We start from the raw sequence: 15,092 nt of genomic DNA, 5'->3' as shown, positions 1-15,092 counted from the left end.
ACCGGGAGGTGCCCCGGACGCGGTTGACGTGAGTGGATTCACAGACCTTTGAGGATATTCCGAGCCTTTTCGGACTACCCGGACGGCGTTGTCGTATGACAAAGTTGGTCCTAACCGGAGCAAACCGCCCCGGCACGTGTCAATGCGGACACGCATCGGCACCTTTCACTCGGATCGTCCGGCACGTACCTGTCGGTGAAGGGATACCCCTTATGGCAACCGTCACCTTTGACCACGCCACCCGTATCTACCCGGGGAACGACACCCCGTCGGTGGACAGCTTGAACCTTGAGATCGCCGACGGCGAGTTCCTGGTCCTGGTCGGCCCCTCGGGCTGCGGAAAGTCAACCTCCCTGCGCATGCTCGCAGGCCTCGAGGACGTTAACTCCGGTCGCATCCTCATCGGCGACCGCGACGTGACCGACGTCCAGCCCAAGGACCGTGACATCGCCATGGTCTTCCAGAACTACGCTCTGTACCCGCACATGTCGGTGCACGACAACATGGGTTTCGCCCTCAAGATCGCCGGTACTCCCAAGGATGAGATCGACCGGCGCGTCAAGGAGGCCGCCAAGATCCTCGGCCTGACCGAGTACCTGGACCGCAAGCCGAAGGCCCTGTCCGGTGGTCAGCGTCAGCGTGTGGCCATGGGTCGCGCCATCGTGCGTAAGCCGAAGGTGTTCCTCATGGACGAGCCGCTGTCCAACCTGGACGCCAAGCTGCGCGTGCAGACGCGTACGCAGATCGCGTCCCTGCAGCGCTCGTTGGGCGTCACCACCGTCTACGTGACCCACGACCAGACGGAGGCCCTGACCATGGGTGACCGCATCGCGGTCCTCAAGGACGGCGTGCTCCAGCAGGTCGGTACTCCGCGCGAGATGTACGACAAGCCCGCCAACGAGTTCGTTGCCGGCTTCATCGGCTCTCCCGCCATGAACCTCGGCCGGTTCACGGTCGACGGCGACGTCGCCTCCATCGGCGCCGCTCGTGTGCAGCTGTCCCGGGCCACGCTCGACGCCATGGTTCCGGCTGACAACAACAAGATCGTCATCGGCTTCCGCCCCGAGTCCCTCGAGGTGGTCTCCGCCGAGGACGAGCACTCCATCCCGGTGCGCCTGTCCTTCGTCGAGGAGCTGGGTAGCGACGCCTACATCTACGGCGAGCTGGTCGGCGCCGAGGGCTCCGAGGACAGGCTCGGCTCCGGTGAGGACTCCAGCCAGATCATCGTCCGCGTTCCTCCGCGCACTGCGCCGGAGCCGGGTGAGACGGTGTACGTGCGTATCAAGCCCGGCGAGGAGCACATCTTCTCCGCCTCCACCGGCGAGCGCCTGCCCGCCTGACTCTCCCACGGCGATGCGGTAACCGGCCGCCTGATGACCTCCGTCGCCGCATCGCCCGTACCACGACCGTGCTTGAGCCCCGCTTCTCCCCTACGAGGAGCGGGGCTCAGCCACAGGCCGACGGCGAGCGCCACAACCGCAGGTATGGTTCGCCGTGAATTAACGAGCCCGAAGGCGATCGGCTTCGCCTGAACCGACCCGGCGCCGTTGACGAGTGAATCGCGACGGACCTGAGAGAATATGTCCATGCCCCCGTCCATGCAGATCACCGCGGCAACGATTGACCCGGCGCTGCTCGATCTCCCGTGGGAGATTCCGTTGGAGGAGTGGCCGGCCGAGGTGCTCGCCGCCCTCCCGCGGGGGCTTTCGCGCCACATCGTGCGCTTCGTGAACCTCTCCGAACGCGTCATCGCCGTGAAGGAGATCGGTGAATCCGTCGCCCACCACGAGTACGAGCTGCTGCGCGACCTGGTCCGCCTCGGCGCCCCCTGCGTGACGCCGACCGCGGTCATCACCGGCCGCACCGCCCTGGACGGCTCGGCACTCAACTCGGTGCTGGTCACCGAGCACCTGTCCTACTCGCTGCCCTACCGGGCGCTGTTCAGCCAGTACATGCGCCCGGAGACCGCCACCCGGTTGATCGACGCCCTCGCCGTGCTGCTGGTGCGGCTGCACCTGCTGGGCTTCTACTGGGGGGATGTGTCCCTGTCCAACACACTGTTCCGCCGGGATGCGGGCGCCTTCGCCGCCTACCTGGTGGATGCCGAGACCGGCGAGCTGCACACCGAGGGCCTGACCGACGGCAAGCGGCTGTACGACATCGACGTCGCCCGCACGAACATCATCGGCGAGCTGATGGATCTGCAGGCCGGGGCGCTGCTGGAGCCGAGTGTGGACACCATCGAGGTGGGCGACCGTATCGTCAGCCGCTACACCGAGTTGTGGAATGTGCTCACCGCCGAGGAGACCTTCGACCTGGGCGAGCGCTGGCGCGTGCGCAACCGCATCGAACGGTTGAACGAACTGGGCTTCGACGTCGGCGAGCTGACCATGAAGACCGAGGCGGACGGCTCGCGCACGCGCATGATCATCCAGCCGAAGGTGGTCGACGCCGGCCACTACCACCGCCAGATCATGCGACTCACCGGCCTGGATGTGCAGGAGCGCCAGGGGCAGCGCATGCTCAACGACCTGCAGACCTTCCGCACCGTCACCGGTCGGAAGGACGAGCCGGTGGAGCAGGTGGCGCACGCCTGGCTGACCGAGGTGTTCGAACCCACCATCGCCGCCGTCCCCATGGAGCTGCGCCGCAAGCTGGAGCCGGCCGAGATCTTCCACGAGGTGCTGGAGCACCGCTGGTACATGTCCGAGCAGCGCCAACGCGACGTGACCACCCAGGATGCGGTGGACGACTACGTGCGCACAGTCCTGCCGCAGCACTGGGACGAGCAGTCCTACCTGTCGCTCGGCGACACCCAGGAGATGGAGGCCATCTTCGACGACGGCGAGGAGCCGGTGCCCGAGGACGACGCGGACTTCGCCGCCCTCGACGAGGCCACGGCCAGCGCCTTCGAGCTCAACCCCATGGGCTTCACCGCCGGCATGAAGTTCAAGGGCGAGTGACGCACAGCATGCGCTGATCCGTTCAAACGGATGGCGCTCCTTCCGTCCGGGGAGTACCGTCACGGATGTATATCGGCGCGCGGCGCATTACCGCCCCGTGATTGCCACGCGCGCATCGTAGTCCATCTGACAGGAGCGGGACCTTGGCCGATCTGGAAGTCTCGGAAGATGCTCTCAACGCAATCGCCGACGCGCTGCGTTCCGCAGCGTCGCAACTAAGCTCGGACAACGCCGAGCTGTCGGGGAGCATGGCCGCTACGCAGTCTGAATGGACAGGAGAGGCGGCCAGTGCAGCCGCATCGTCGCATGCCAGCTGGTCAGAACGGTTGCTCACGCAAGTCGATTACATGGAAAGCATAGCGACCGCGGTCGATAACGCTAATGAGCGCTACCAGCAGACCGACAACACAGTCGCAAACATATGGTCCCTATGACAGTTGAACCTATCGGTTCTGACACCCGGAGTAATACATGAAAGTTGACTACGCCGACCTCGGTCTTACCAAGCAGGTACTCGCGCGACAGGGCGACGAGCACCTACCGGCCATGAAGTCCTTCCTGACCACCTGGGGGCGAATAGATTCGGCCGAGATGGGAGGCCTGTTCTCCGTACTCGTACCGCTCAACAATGCGGTCGTTCTTGTAGGCGAGGAGGTCCTCGGCCTGGCCGCCGAAGCCCACTCCGCCGCAGCCGACTCGATGAACAACACGATCGATGCTTACGCAAAGGCGGACGAGCAAGCGTGGGATGAACTTGCTGAGATCTTCAGGAAGATGGATGTGCCGCCGCCGCCATTCAATGATCCTCGAGAGTCCATACCGAGCCTGGGAGACGCCGCGCGCCAGTCGAGTGGGGGCGGAGGCGGAGATCCGTTCCTGTTTGATCAAGCAGCCCAGGACGGGGCGGGTCTACGCGAGTACACGGACGCGCAAACGCAGCGCCTCCAGGAGCGCTACGAGCTCGCCACCTCATCAAACCGTTCGGTCCGTGAGGAACAGGACCCCCAGTCCTATCTGGGCGAGCCCGGCACGCCCACATCAGAGATGGAGAATCTCCGTTGGTCGGCAGGCCTTCTACTCGGGGGCCTGGACTGGGTGTTCGAGCAGCTCTTCCACTGGTCACTTCTCAACGACTTCGTCTACAAGAATATCGTGGGCGACTGGCGCTACGTCGATCGCGCCTCAACGGCCTGGTCAGAGCTCGACTCCGCACTCGTCGCCGTGGGCCAGAACGACTCGGGAGTCCTTCCCGGCCTGTCCGAATGGGAGGGCAAAGGGGCGGTGGCCTGCAATGCCTTCATCTCCGCGATGTCCGCAGCCACGACCGCACTGAGTTACGCAGCGGGTTACGTCAGCGACATTGTAGGCAAGGTTGCACTCGCGGCAAAGCTCGCTGCCGCGGGCCTCGGCATGATTCTGAAGAAGATCTCCTACAAATTGGGGCGAATTGCCGTCGAGGCCGCAATCCCCTTAGCCGGATGGGTGGCCGCCGCAGTAGAGTGCGCTACCGTAGTTTGGGACATCATCCACGCTGTGAGAGCTGGCTATATTATCGTCAACGCGCTTTTTGACGCCATTGAAGGCATTGTCACCGCCAAGGCGAAGATTGTTGAGGTATCGTACACCGTGACTAATATCGCAGAGGCGGCGCTCCGTGGCACGGCGGTGCGTGTATGACTTCATTCAGTCTCCCACCCCGTGGACCTGGCGGGCGGCGCGACCTTGACGAGCTGATTGAGCAGCTTCGTGGCGTCAATGAACGTCTGGAGAAGGAAGTCAAGCAGGCCGAGCAGGAGGCCGAGCGGGCGGACGCGGAGCGTGCCGAGGCTGCGCGTCGAGGTGAACTCGGCCCCGACTGGCAGACCGTCCAGCGCAGGATCGACTCGGGCAGAACCACCGTTGCGGCGGTTTTCTCCGGAGAAGACACTTCACCCGAGGCCAAGCGCCTACGCAAGCAGGTAGAGGAGAATCTGGGCCGCCTCCGCAACGACTGGGAGGCCCAGCGCCGAACGGGCTCCCAAACCACGCCGCTGGATGAAATGGATGAGCTGCGCCGTACCTCGCCACGGTTTCCCTGACGGCCTGGTCGGTGACGTCTTGCAGTCGGCTCCCCTATTGACACGGTGAGGTCATTGAGACCTCCTCTTTATCTGATGAGGTGTAGTCACCATGGCATGGCATGAGACGCAGCCAATGCGCCGCTTTGAGGTGGCGGCGCCGCCGCGGGACGCCGTGCGCTTCGTCATCGACCACCTGGCGCCGCAGGGGTTCGCCCTGGAGACCTGGGACCTGGACTCGGTGCTGGCCGAACGGGGACCGTGGACCGGCGTAGTCCTGCGCGAAGGTAGTCAGGCCGCTAATTTCGCAGTGGGTACCTTCATGGAAGTGGTTCCACTAGTTCTCGCCCTCCCTTGGACACGCCGCCAGCACGGACGCGTACGCATGGCGGTCATTGCCCGTCCGCTGCACGGCGACGCTACGGGGAGCGAGCTTATCTGCTGGCACTTCCACCTTGACTCCGTGACTTTACGTTACTGGTCCACGAACTTCACCATCGACATCATGGAAGGTTTGACCGAGTCTCTTAGCGCAGCAGGCCTGCTGCTTGCCGGGCCGGCCAAACCATCCAGCTGGAAGACCTGGAATACCCTGCCCGCCGATCACCCACTGCATCCTAAGCAGTGGCGCACCATCAGCAAGGAGGCGCGGCGCCGTGGTCGCCGGCGCCAAGGCGGGACGCGACCGTCCTGAGCATCGTCCGGTAACGATGTTCGCGGCCGGGCGTGCCACCACGCCACTGTATTAAGTCGATGAGTTGCGCCGAAGCTCGCCTTGGTTTCCCTGCCAACTTGAGCGATGGTATGCAGCGGTCGGCTCCAGTGCTAGCAGGGAGAGGTCATCCAGGCCCACTCTTTTACTGATGAGGTGTAGTCACCATGGCATGGCTTGAGACGCAGCCCATGCGCCGCTTCGAGGTGGCGGCGCCGCCGCGGGACGCGGTGCGCTTCGTCATCGACCACCTGGCACCGCAGGGGTTCGCCCTGGAGACCTGGGACCTGGACTCGGTGCTGGCCGAACGAGGGCCGTGGACCGGCGTGATCCTGCGCGAGGGCAGTGAGGCCGCCAGCTTCTTCGCGGATTACCTTGCCGAGGTATTTCCGTTAGCGCTCGTTCTCCCCTGGGTACGCCGCCAACACGGACGCGTGCGCCTGGCGGTGCTGGCCCGCCCGTTGGGTGGCCGCGCGGCGGCAAGCGAGCTTATCTGCTGGCACTTCTCCTTTGATTCCGATACCCCTTGGAACCATCCCAAGTACTTCACCATCAACGCCATGGAGGGCTTGACCGAGCCACTGCGTGCGACGGGCCTGCTGCTTGCCGGGCCGGCCAAACCATCCAGCTGGAAGACCTGGAATACCCTGCCCGCCGATCACCCACTGCATCCTAAGCAGTGGCGCACCATCAGCAAGGAGGCGCGGCGCCGTGGTCGCCGGCGCCAAGGCGGGACGCGACCGTCCTGAGCGCCGTCCTCCAGCAGATCACGACGTTTGCAAGCCGCCCTTCTCCGCCAGGTGTGCCACCACGCCGCCAATGAAGGTGTCGCCCAGGCCAATCGTCGTCGGAGAGGCGGTGCGAACCGCGAAGCCCGGCGCGATCAGCACGCCCGCCGCGGCCGGCTCGGAGGCGCGGGCGAGGCGCTCGCCGGTCTCCTCCCGGGGCGCCCACGCCACCTCCGTGTACTCCTCAACGCCGTAGCGGTCCCCGTGTAGGAAGCGAGTGGATGCCAGTAGGCAACCCGCCTCGGCGGCCTCGCGGAACAGGGCCGCCCGCTCCCCCACCACCGCGGCGTAGCGGCTGGTATGCACCATGACAGTCGGCGCCCCGAGTCGCCGGTGCAGGTCGGTCATCATCGCCGCGACCTGTGCCCCGTCCTCCAGATCTATGGCGCGTCCGAGATAGTGACGCGCCTCATCCTCGTTGAGCGAGTGAAGATCCACCAGGTGCGGAATTGTCTCCAGGATCACCTCACGCATGGCGTCGTTGTGAAAACCCGCGTCCTCGTAGACGACGACGGCGTCTGGTGGCGTCTCGGCCAACGCGTTCTCGAGTTCGCCCAGTCGAGTGCGCAATTCGGATGCCGACTTCATGGTGTTGAAGCCCGAGATCAGGACTACCCGGGCCTCGGCCAGCAGCCGAGGCAAGTCCTTGCTCAGCCGCAGATCCTCGTTGGGCGCATCGTTGACCAGGATCACCCGATTGGGGCGGTGCGCGGTCAGCTCCCCATCGGCCAGGCGCACCGCCGCGCCCGCCGGGTACTGGACGATTACGTGCGGATCCAAGGAATCCGCCTCGGCGCTGCACACCCGCGCCACCGCATCCGGCAGGAGCCGACGGACGTCGTCGTTAATTGAGACCAGGTGCACCGTCGAGGCTACGCCGATCCGTTCCATGGCCAACGCCGCGCGAACGCACGTGCCGCCCAGGGTGACTTGGTAGGTGAAGTGATCCGCGAAGGCAAGCAGCGCCCGCTTATCGGCCGCGTAGCACTCGCATCCCCGGGACTGTCGCATGGACCTCAGCACCGCCAGCAGCATCTCCCGCTCGTCGACGGCGCTGGCCGGCGGAGCGTCCTCGAGCTCGGCCTGGTGTATGCCATGGGTGTCCACGAGCTCCTGAAACGCCTCAGCGTCCCAGTACAGCTCGTAATCGACGGTCCCGCCGAGCCCGAGGACAATCCGCTCCGTCATCTCACTCTCCCTTCAGCCGCGCCCGCATCGACGCCGCAGGCTCACAGCAGCTCTGCCTTGCCCGCGGATTCGAACAGATCGATCTTCTGCGCCGCACACTCCCGCAGTGCCGCCTCGCACGGAGGCTCGATCACGTTGGGCTCGCGCAGGTGCACGTCCTGGAGCACCTCGCGCATCTTGTTGAAGTAGGCGGCCTTGATGTCGGAAGAGATGTTGATCTTGTTGATGCCGCCGTGCACGGCCCCGGCAATCTCGGTGTCGGAGTTGTTCGACCCGCCATGCAGCACTAGGGGAATGCCCAGACGCGACTTGATCTCACCCAGCAAGTCCAGGCGCAGCGCGGGCTTGGCCGCGGCGGGGTACAGGCCGTGCCTGGTGCCGATCGCGATGGCGAGAGAATCCGCACCGGTGGCGTCGATGAAGCGCGCCGCGTCATCGGGGTCGGTGTACAGGATCTCCTCCGTGCCGGTCTCCCCGTACTTGTCGGACACGCCGATGGTGCCCAACTCGGCCTCCACGGATAGCCCGACGGCGTGGGCGGCGTTAACCACGCGCACGGTCTCGGCCACGTTCTCCTCGAAGGGTGCGAAGGACTTGTCGATCATCACCGAGGTGAAGCCCGCCTGGATGGCCAGCAGCACCTGCTCATAAGACGCGCCATGGTCAAGGTGGATCGCCGTCGGCACCGGGGACTCATGGGCGATCCGGATGATGGAGGCCAGCATCGCGGGCCGGATGTGGCTCAGCTCGTCCGGGTGAATGGCGATGATGTGTGGGGAGCGCTTGTCCTCACAGACGTCCACCACCGCGCGCAGCATCGAGTACGAGGAGATGTTGAACGCCGGGACCGCGAAACCGTGTTTATTGGCGACGTCCAGGATGTCGCTGCCTGTGACTAACATTTGCATTGTACCTTTCTGTGTTGTCGTCAAGTTCAGTTCTTGACGGATCCAGCGGTCATCCCTCCGATGAAGTAACGCTGGAAGAAGATGAAGAGGAGCACCACGGGAATCGATCCGAGCACGGACATCGCCATCATCTCGTTCCACTCGTATGAGTGCTGCCCCATGAGGAGCTGAATACCGATGGGCACGGTGCGCATGTCATTCGTGCGCGTGAGCGTCAACGCGAACAGATACTCATTCCAGGCGATCATGAAAGTGTAGATACCAACCGAGACGATTCCCGGGACGGAAATTGGGACCAGCACCCGCCACAGTGCACCGAGAGAACTGGTTCCATCCACCTTCGCGGCCTCATCGAGCTCGCGCGGGAGGGTGTTGAAGTAGCCGGTGAGCATGATGATGGCGTAGGGCAGCGTGAACACCATGTAGGTCAGGATCAGGCCCTGGTAGGTGTTGTACAGCCGCAGCGTCACCATGAGCCCGAAAAACGGGATCAGCAGGGTGATCGGCGGCACCGCCTGCACCGATATGACCAGTACGTTCAAGATCCTCTTCCCGGGGAACTCGAAACGGCTGAAGGCGTAGGCGGCGAGGATCGCGACGATGAGTGTCAGCGCCGTCACCGACAGCGCCACGAAATAGCTGTTGATGAAGAAGCGGATCTTCTCCGAATCATGGAAAATGGAGATGTAGGCCGCCCAGGAGGAGCCCTCTTCAATGATCCGCGGAGGCGTGGCGAAGATCTTCGCATTCGGTTTGAAGGAGGACACCAGCATCCAGAAGATCGGCAGGGCCGCGAAGCCGGCGCCCAGGAGCAGCCCCACCCATACACCCGCCTTGGCCAACAGCCGTCGACGCCGTTTAGTAGTCATAGCACCCATGTCACTACTCCCTCACCTGTTGGCTACGCACGTAGAAGAAGGCGAGGATCATGGACAGGATCAGCACGATCACCGCACTGGCGGACGCCCCCGAGAAGTCGTACTCGGAGAATGCCAACTTATAGGTGAAAGTGGACAGCACCTCCGTCCGGTCAAGCGGCCCTCCGCCGGTGGTCATCCAGATGAGGGCGAACTGCTGGGAGGTCCAGATGACGTCGAGCAGCGCCATGGAGATAATGATCGGCCGCAGCTGTGGGAGGGTGATCGACCAGAACCTCCGGATCGGGCCGGCGCCGTCGACCTCCGCCGCCTCGTACAGATCCTTCGGGATGCCCTGAAGACCGGCAAGGATCGAGATCATGAAGAACGGGTACCCGGACCAAATGTTGATGAAGGTGACTGCGGCCAGGGCGATATCCGGATCGGCGAGCCACTCGTGCTGTCCGCTAACGACGCCCAGACCAGACAGGATCGCGTTGACTACGCCGTTGGGATTGAGCAGCAGTCGCCACAGGATGGCGATGATCGCCACGGTCAGTAGCCACGGGAGTACGAACAGGGTGCGGAAGACGGTCCTGGTGACAGCGGATACCGACTCGGAATTGAGCAGCATGGCAAAGCCGAGACCCAACAGCATATGCGCCACCACGCTGATGGCCACGAACCAGAACGTGTTGGCCAGCGCCGTACGGAACTTGCTGCTGGTGAGGATCTCGACGTAATTGCCCAGCCCGATGAAGTGGGACTCCCTAGCGGTGATGACAGCATCCATCAGCGAGTATCCGACCACCATGACGATCGGAATCACCATCAGCACCATCAACAGGATTAAGGTCGGTGACAGGTATGCGTAGGGCACAAGTGCCTGGGTCAGGCGCCGCCCACGGGACGGCGCCCGCACCCGCCGCGTCCGAGACGCATTTGCGGCATCGGTGACGCTCATGGGTGAACCTCAGAACTCCTCGTCCCACGCCTGCTGGGCGTTGGCGAGCATGGTGTCGACGTCGATATCGCCGCTGAGGTAGCTCTGGAACTGCTCATCGAACTTGCGCATGAGCGTCTCGGAAACCGGCAGACCGGTGAACTCATTGGCAGGCGTGCCCGAGCTCCAGATCTCGAAGGCCTGCTTGAACAGCTCATCATCCTCGACATAGTCGGGCGTGGCCGTACTGTTTCCGGGGAAGGCTTTAGCGTCGTCGGCGAGCACCGCATTGGTGTCGGCCGACATGAGGAACTCCACCAGCTTCCACGCCTCCGCCGGATGCTCGGTGGTACCGGAGACACCGATGCCCCAAGAGGCGTAGGGCATGCCGCGCTGGCCGGTGTAGCCACTCACGGCGGGCAGTGCGGCAATGCCGAATTCCAGGTCCGGGTTGCCCTCGCGGATGGTGTTCACGTGCGCGAGGGAGTCGATCATCATGCCGACCCGCGCATTGGTGAAGTCCTCGACCTTGTCCTGCTCCTTCATGGTGAAAGCGCCCGGCGAGATGACTCCGTCGTCCCACAGATTCTTGATGAATTCGCAGGCGCTCTTGACGTCCGCGTTGCCCTGGAGGTTCGGCTTGCCGTCCTCGGTGAGCATCGATCCACCGGAGGCCCAGACCCAGGACATCACATCATTCTGAATGCCGTTCGGCGCCTCCAGCGAGAGCGGCAGCGCCCAGCCGGAGATGTCCTCACCCGTGTCCGCGATCGCCGCGGCCGCGGACTCGAACTCCTCACGCGTGGAGGGGATTGCCGAGACGCCGGCCTGTTCAAGCAGATCCATATTGGTGAACATGGGGTAGACGAAGTTGACCACCGGGATCATGTAGGTGGCGCCGTCGATCTGAATCTGGCTGGCGAGCTCGGAGTCGTCGTAGCCCTGCTCGGCCATCAGGGCCGTCAGGTCCGCTATGGCACCCTGCTTCGCGAAGTCACTCACCCATGCACCGTCCAAGCCGACCACATCCGGCATGGTCTGCGCCGCGGCACCGGCAACCAGCTGCTCCTTGGTCGAGGCATAGGGCCCGGAGAGCAGTTCGACCTTGATCCCGGGGTTGGCCTGCTCGAACTGGTCCATGAGGGCGCGCAGGGCCCCGTCCGGCAGTTCGGGTTCCCACCACTGGGTGAACTCCAAGGTCACCTCCCCATCGCGACCTCCACTACTTCCCGATCCGCCACATCCGGCCAGACCCATCGCCGCCAGAGCGGCCACTACGGCCGTCATCTGCCCGAATTCGCGCCTACGCATACGCATCAGCATTGTTACTCCATCATCATTGACACGAGTTGCGACATCATGCTGGTTTCATCCACTTCCTGATGTCTGCGGACGAGCATAGTGCGACTTTTTGCGGCTGTCTGCGCTCGATCGGCAACAATCACGTAACGTTCGGCTTGAAGGCGCATGAAGAATGCCTAGACTGGCGTCATGAACGACGCCGCACCCCGCCTCCCTGGAGGGCGGAAGGCCGAAATCGCCGGCTACGTGAACCGACTGGGTCAGGTGACGGTGACGGCCCTGGCGGACCACTTCGGCGTCTCGGCCGACACCATCCGCAGAGATCTAGACCAGCTTGACGCCGACGGCCTGCTCATCCGTATGCACGGCGGAGCGATGTCCAACTCCGCCGTCCCCTGGCACGATACGAACCTGAGCGACCGCGCCCGTTTGCAGGCGTCCCAGAAGGATCGTATCGGCCGGATCGCCGCGGAGCTCGTGCAGGACGGCAACGTCCTGTTCATCAACGGGGGAACCACCGCACTGTCCCTGGTACACCACCTGTCGAACAAGCGGGAACTCATCATCGCGACCAACAACCTCGCACTGCCGGTGGAGATCAACCCGGAGGCGTGCCGCGACGTATACGTCATCGGCGGGCACGTGCGTCTGTCTGGCCACGTAACCATCGGCCCGGTCGCCTTCGCCTCCGCCATCTCAGGCGTCGAAAACGACATCCACGTCGACCTCGCCCTCATCGGCGTGGGCGCCGTCGACACCGACGGCTTCTCCACTTCCAACTTGGACGAGGCCGCCATGCTTGCGCAAATGGCCGCCCGCGCCCGTCGGGTAGCCATTCTTGCCGATTCGACCAAGCTTGGTCGGCGTCTGTTCGCCGCGATTGGCGACCTTGCGATTGCCGACTACCTGATCACCAACGAACAGCCCAACGCCGAGCTCAGCGCCGCTTTGAACGCCCGCTCGGTACAGGTACTCACCCCGGATACGCCTTACTGAATCCTCGCCTCTCGACCGAGGTAGGCACCTGAGTCAAGGAGGACTCGATGACCACGCTCATGACCCGCCAATTCTTCGATTCCGAAGCCTGGAGCCTACTCGCCTTCGGCAAGCGCTCCCGCACCGAGCATGGGTTCGGCTGGCTCGACGACGTCGGCAGCATCGACGCCACGCACGGCGTACAGCTATGGATCACCGGCCGCATGACCCACTGCTTCGCTCTCGGGCAGCTCATGGGCGACCCGGACTGCGCCGCTCTGGCAGAACACGGCGTCGCCCGCCTACTGGACGGCCCGCTGCACGACACCGTCGCCGGAGCCTGGCTCTCCGCAGTTGATATCGACGGGACCCCGCGCCCAGGAAACCTGGTCTCCTACGAGCACAGCTTCGTCATCCTGGCTGCCGCCTCCGCACTCATGGCCGGCGTATCACGCGCGCAGGAACTGCTCGATGCCGCCCTGCTCACCTTCGAACAACTGTGGTGGGACGAGGACGCCGGGATGGTGGTGGATGCTCGGGACCGTCACAGCCCCGCCGTCGACCCCTACCGTGGCGCAAATGCGAACATGCACACGGTTGAGGCACTGTTGGCGTCCTACTCCGCCACTCACGACGCCACTCACCTGCGGCGAGCGGCGCGCATCACCAACCGGATCGCGCGCGAGTTCATCACCCATGACTTCCGCCTGCCCGAGCACTTCGACGTCGACTGGAACGCCGTCCTCGACTACAACCGGGACCGCCCCGCCGACGCCTTCCGTCCCTACGGCTCCACAGTCGGGCACTGGCTGGAGTGGTCGCGGCTGATGATTCAGGTACGCGCCGCGTGCACCGCTGCGGGCATCGGCTACGACCCACTGCTGGACACCATCCCAGGGCGCATGTACCGGCAGGCACTGCAGGAGGGATGGGGCGTAGACGGCGAATGCGGTTTCGTCTACACGGTGGACTTCGCTGGACGTCCGGTGGTGCATGAACGCATGTACTGGGTGCTGTGCGAGGCGATCGGTGCGGCGGAGACGCTGCGTGAGACCACCGGGGATCCCTCCTACGACCACGACATCGACACCTACGCCACCTTCGCCCGGGAGTTTCTGATTGAGGCACCCGGTCGGTGGCGCGAGGAGCTCGACGCCCATAACCGCCCGAGCTCAATCACCTGGTCGGGCAAGCCCGACATCTACCACGCACTCCAGGCAATGCTGATCGGCCGCCTGCCGATCACCCCATCATTCGCCGAGGGCCTGCTGGCCACTGGGGCATCGCCCGCCCGAAGCCGTTGAACCGGCCACACGCAAAACACGACGCACCCGAGCCGCCGGGCTGCTCACGCCGTCGGGCCGTCTCCAATCTGCACGTGCACGCTGGTGAGCACTCCGGCGTCGTCGGCTGCCAGCACCAGCGCGCACAGGAAGGCCGCCATGGTGTGCGACCAGTAGGGCACGCGCATGCTCATACACTCCCTTCCCGCGGACACGTACGGCGATCCCACCTTCTCGTGGCGCAGCTCCCAGTCCGCGGCATCGGCGACCAGAGACAGCAGCTCGTCGACGGAGTTGAATACGGCGCGCACTGCGTCGCCGGGACTGCCGTCGCGCACATCCAAGGCGATGGTCACCGGGTGCATGGCCGCCGGGCCGTGCACCGGCAACCGCTCGGCTATGTAGGTAACGGGCGCGTCTGCTGCGCCAGTTCGCTGTTGGGTACGCCGGTTAAGAGGGGCCTGCTGTGTGGCCCGGAGGTCTTCAGCAGGCGTCTAAGTGGCGTCGTACACGACTTCAGCGCCTGGCGCGGGCCCGTGCCGCTAACCGCAGGCAAGTCGGGGTGCCGAGTGCGCCCCTGGGAGCAGACCCACGCTGCCGGGTGCGGGTCGGTCGGGGTGCTGGGAGGGGGTGGGTTGGGTTGTCTGGTGTGTTTTCCCGGGTGGGATCTGGCGCGTAGGTCGGCGCGGGCCCTGGCGGTTGGTACCTGTGGTTGACGGTTCGGCACTTAGCGCCGGCGATTCGTACCCTCTCGTGACGGTTCGGCACCTAGAGGTACTGTGCTGTCTCCACACTTCTGGGACGGTTGGATCTCATGACTTCTGGGACGGTTGAGTCTCAAAGCTTCTGGGACGGTTGGGAGCGGGGTGAGCGGGGTGGTCTGGTGATGATTCTGTTGGGTGGTTTGGAGGCGTTGATGGTGGCCCGGCTGTGGGTCTGGGCCTGGGTGGGCTGGGGCCAGGGAATCGCGGCGAAGTGTGTTCCGGCCTGGTCGTACAGGTCCAGGCGGGTGGGGTACTGGCGGAACTCGATCGTCTGGCCGGCCATGAAGGAACCGACGTAGATGATCCGGCCCTTGTAGGTCACGCTCCCGTTGCTCAGGGCCTGTCTGCTGGT

At 64.3% G+C, this 15,092-nt stretch carries 16 protein-coding genes; 9 read left to right on the top strand and 7 right to left on the bottom strand.

The window, feature by feature from the left end; translation table 11 throughout:
- Positions 1 to 212 precede the first annotated feature (212 nt).
- The 7 genes from ACGLYG10_RS03605 to ACGLYG10_RS03575 all read left to right on the top strand — a co-directional run bounded on the left by ACGLYG10_RS03605 (position 213) and on the right by ACGLYG10_RS03575 (position 6,481).
- Complete coding sequence (locus ACGLYG10_RS03605; RefSeq protein WP_073327996.1) at positions 213 to 1,340, top strand: ABC transporter ATP-binding protein; 1,128 nt, start codon at positions 213 to 215, stop codon at positions 1,338 to 1,340.
- Positions 1,341 to 1,586: 246 nt separating this feature from the next.
- On the top strand, positions 1,587 to 2,963 hold the full coding sequence (locus ACGLYG10_RS03600; RefSeq protein WP_073328046.1) for a DUF4032 domain-containing protein: 1,377 nt from the start codon (positions 1,587 to 1,589) through the stop codon (positions 2,961 to 2,963).
- A 143-nt stretch (positions 2,964 to 3,106) separates the two neighbouring features.
- Positions 3,107 to 3,397, top strand: a complete 291-nt coding sequence (locus ACGLYG10_RS03595; RefSeq protein WP_073327995.1) for a WXG100 family type VII secretion target — start codon at positions 3,107 to 3,109, stop codon at positions 3,395 to 3,397.
- A gap of 37 nt (positions 3,398 to 3,434) precedes the next feature.
- Positions 3,435 to 4,640, top strand: a complete 1,206-nt coding sequence (locus ACGLYG10_RS03590) for a hypothetical protein (protein WP_073327993.1) — start codon at positions 3,435 to 3,437, stop codon at positions 4,638 to 4,640.
- Entirely contained in the window at positions 4,637 to 5,041 is a 405-nt protein-coding gene (locus tag ACGLYG10_RS03585) for a hypothetical protein (protein ID WP_073327992.1), read from the top strand. The genes ACGLYG10_RS03590 and ACGLYG10_RS03585 overlap by 4 nt, the downstream gene beginning before the upstream one ends.
- Before the next feature lie 91 nt (positions 5,042 to 5,132).
- Positions 5,133 to 5,714 carry a hypothetical protein gene (locus tag ACGLYG10_RS03580; RefSeq protein ID WP_139240797.1) on the top strand — a complete coding sequence of 194 codons (582 nt, stop codon included), beginning with the start codon at positions 5,133 to 5,135 and terminating at the stop codon, positions 5,712 to 5,714.
- 185 nt (positions 5,715 to 5,899) lie between these two features.
- Entirely contained in the window at positions 5,900 to 6,481 is a 582-nt protein-coding gene (locus tag ACGLYG10_RS03575; protein WP_073327988.1) for a hypothetical protein, read from the top strand.
- Between the two features lie 18 nt (positions 6,482 to 6,499).
- On the opposite strand, the gene ACGLYG10_RS03570 is transcribed toward ACGLYG10_RS03575, so the two are convergent.
- Genes ACGLYG10_RS03570 through ACGLYG10_RS03550 form a run of 5 tightly spaced genes read right to left on the bottom strand, consistent with a single transcriptional unit; the run spans position 6,500 to position 11,739 of the window.
- Positions 6,500 to 7,708: an ADP-dependent glucokinase/phosphofructokinase gene (locus ACGLYG10_RS03570; RefSeq protein WP_073327987.1), complete on the bottom strand. Its 1,209-nt coding sequence runs from the start codon at positions 7,706 to 7,708 to the stop codon at positions 6,500 to 6,502.
- Positions 7,709 to 7,749: 41 nt separating this feature from the next.
- Positions 7,750 to 8,610 carry a ketose-bisphosphate aldolase gene (locus ACGLYG10_RS03565; protein ID WP_073327985.1) on the bottom strand — a complete coding sequence of 287 codons (861 nt, stop codon included), beginning with the start codon at positions 8,608 to 8,610 and terminating at the stop codon, positions 7,750 to 7,752.
- A 32-nt stretch (positions 8,611 to 8,642) separates the two neighbouring features.
- On the bottom strand, positions 8,643 to 9,494 hold the full coding sequence (locus ACGLYG10_RS03560) for a carbohydrate ABC transporter permease (protein ID WP_244542557.1): 852 nt from the start codon (positions 9,492 to 9,494) through the stop codon (positions 8,643 to 8,645).
- Positions 9,495 to 9,498: 4 nt separating this feature from the next.
- Entirely contained in the window at positions 9,499 to 10,437 is a 939-nt protein-coding gene (locus ACGLYG10_RS03555) for a carbohydrate ABC transporter permease (RefSeq protein ID WP_073327984.1), read from the bottom strand.
- A gap of 9 nt (positions 10,438 to 10,446) precedes the next feature.
- Positions 10,447 to 11,739: an ABC transporter substrate-binding protein gene (locus ACGLYG10_RS03550; protein ID WP_073327982.1), complete on the bottom strand. Its 1,293-nt coding sequence runs from the start codon at positions 11,737 to 11,739 to the stop codon at positions 10,447 to 10,449.
- A gap of 168 nt (positions 11,740 to 11,907) precedes the next feature.
- Here ACGLYG10_RS03550 and ACGLYG10_RS03545 point away from each other — a divergent pair, with 168 nt between their 5' ends.
- Both ACGLYG10_RS03545 and ACGLYG10_RS03540 read left to right on the top strand, forming a co-directional pair.
- A complete protein-coding gene (locus tag ACGLYG10_RS03545) occupies positions 11,908 to 12,714 on the top strand; it encodes a DeoR/GlpR family DNA-binding transcription regulator (protein ID WP_073327981.1) in 807 nt (268 codons plus the stop codon).
- Between the two features lie 47 nt (positions 12,715 to 12,761).
- Complete coding sequence (locus ACGLYG10_RS03540; RefSeq protein WP_073327979.1) at positions 12,762 to 13,997, top strand: AGE family epimerase/isomerase; 1,236 nt, start codon at positions 12,762 to 12,764, stop codon at positions 13,995 to 13,997.
- Between the two features lie 44 nt (positions 13,998 to 14,041).
- Here the strand turns inward: ACGLYG10_RS03540 and ACGLYG10_RS03535 are convergent, their stop codons facing one another.
- Both ACGLYG10_RS03535 and ACGLYG10_RS03530 read right to left on the bottom strand, forming a co-directional pair.
- The gene (locus ACGLYG10_RS03535) at positions 14,042 to 14,341 is read right to left on the bottom strand and encodes a hypothetical protein (protein WP_073327978.1); all 300 of its coding nucleotides are present in this window, start codon (positions 14,339 to 14,341) and stop codon (positions 14,042 to 14,044) included.
- A gap of 472 nt (positions 14,342 to 14,813) precedes the next feature.
- On the bottom strand, positions 14,814 to 15,092 hold a 279-nt coding region (locus tag ACGLYG10_RS03530), incomplete at its 5' end, for a hypothetical protein (RefSeq protein WP_211482971.1).

The sequence above is a fragment of the Actinomyces glycerinitolerans genome (assembly GCF_900098745.1).
GTDB classification, from domain to species: Bacteria; Actinomycetota; Actinomycetes; order Actinomycetales; family Actinomycetaceae; genus Actinomyces; species Actinomyces glycerinitolerans.
This window is presented reverse-complemented; position numbering and strand designations above follow the sequence as displayed.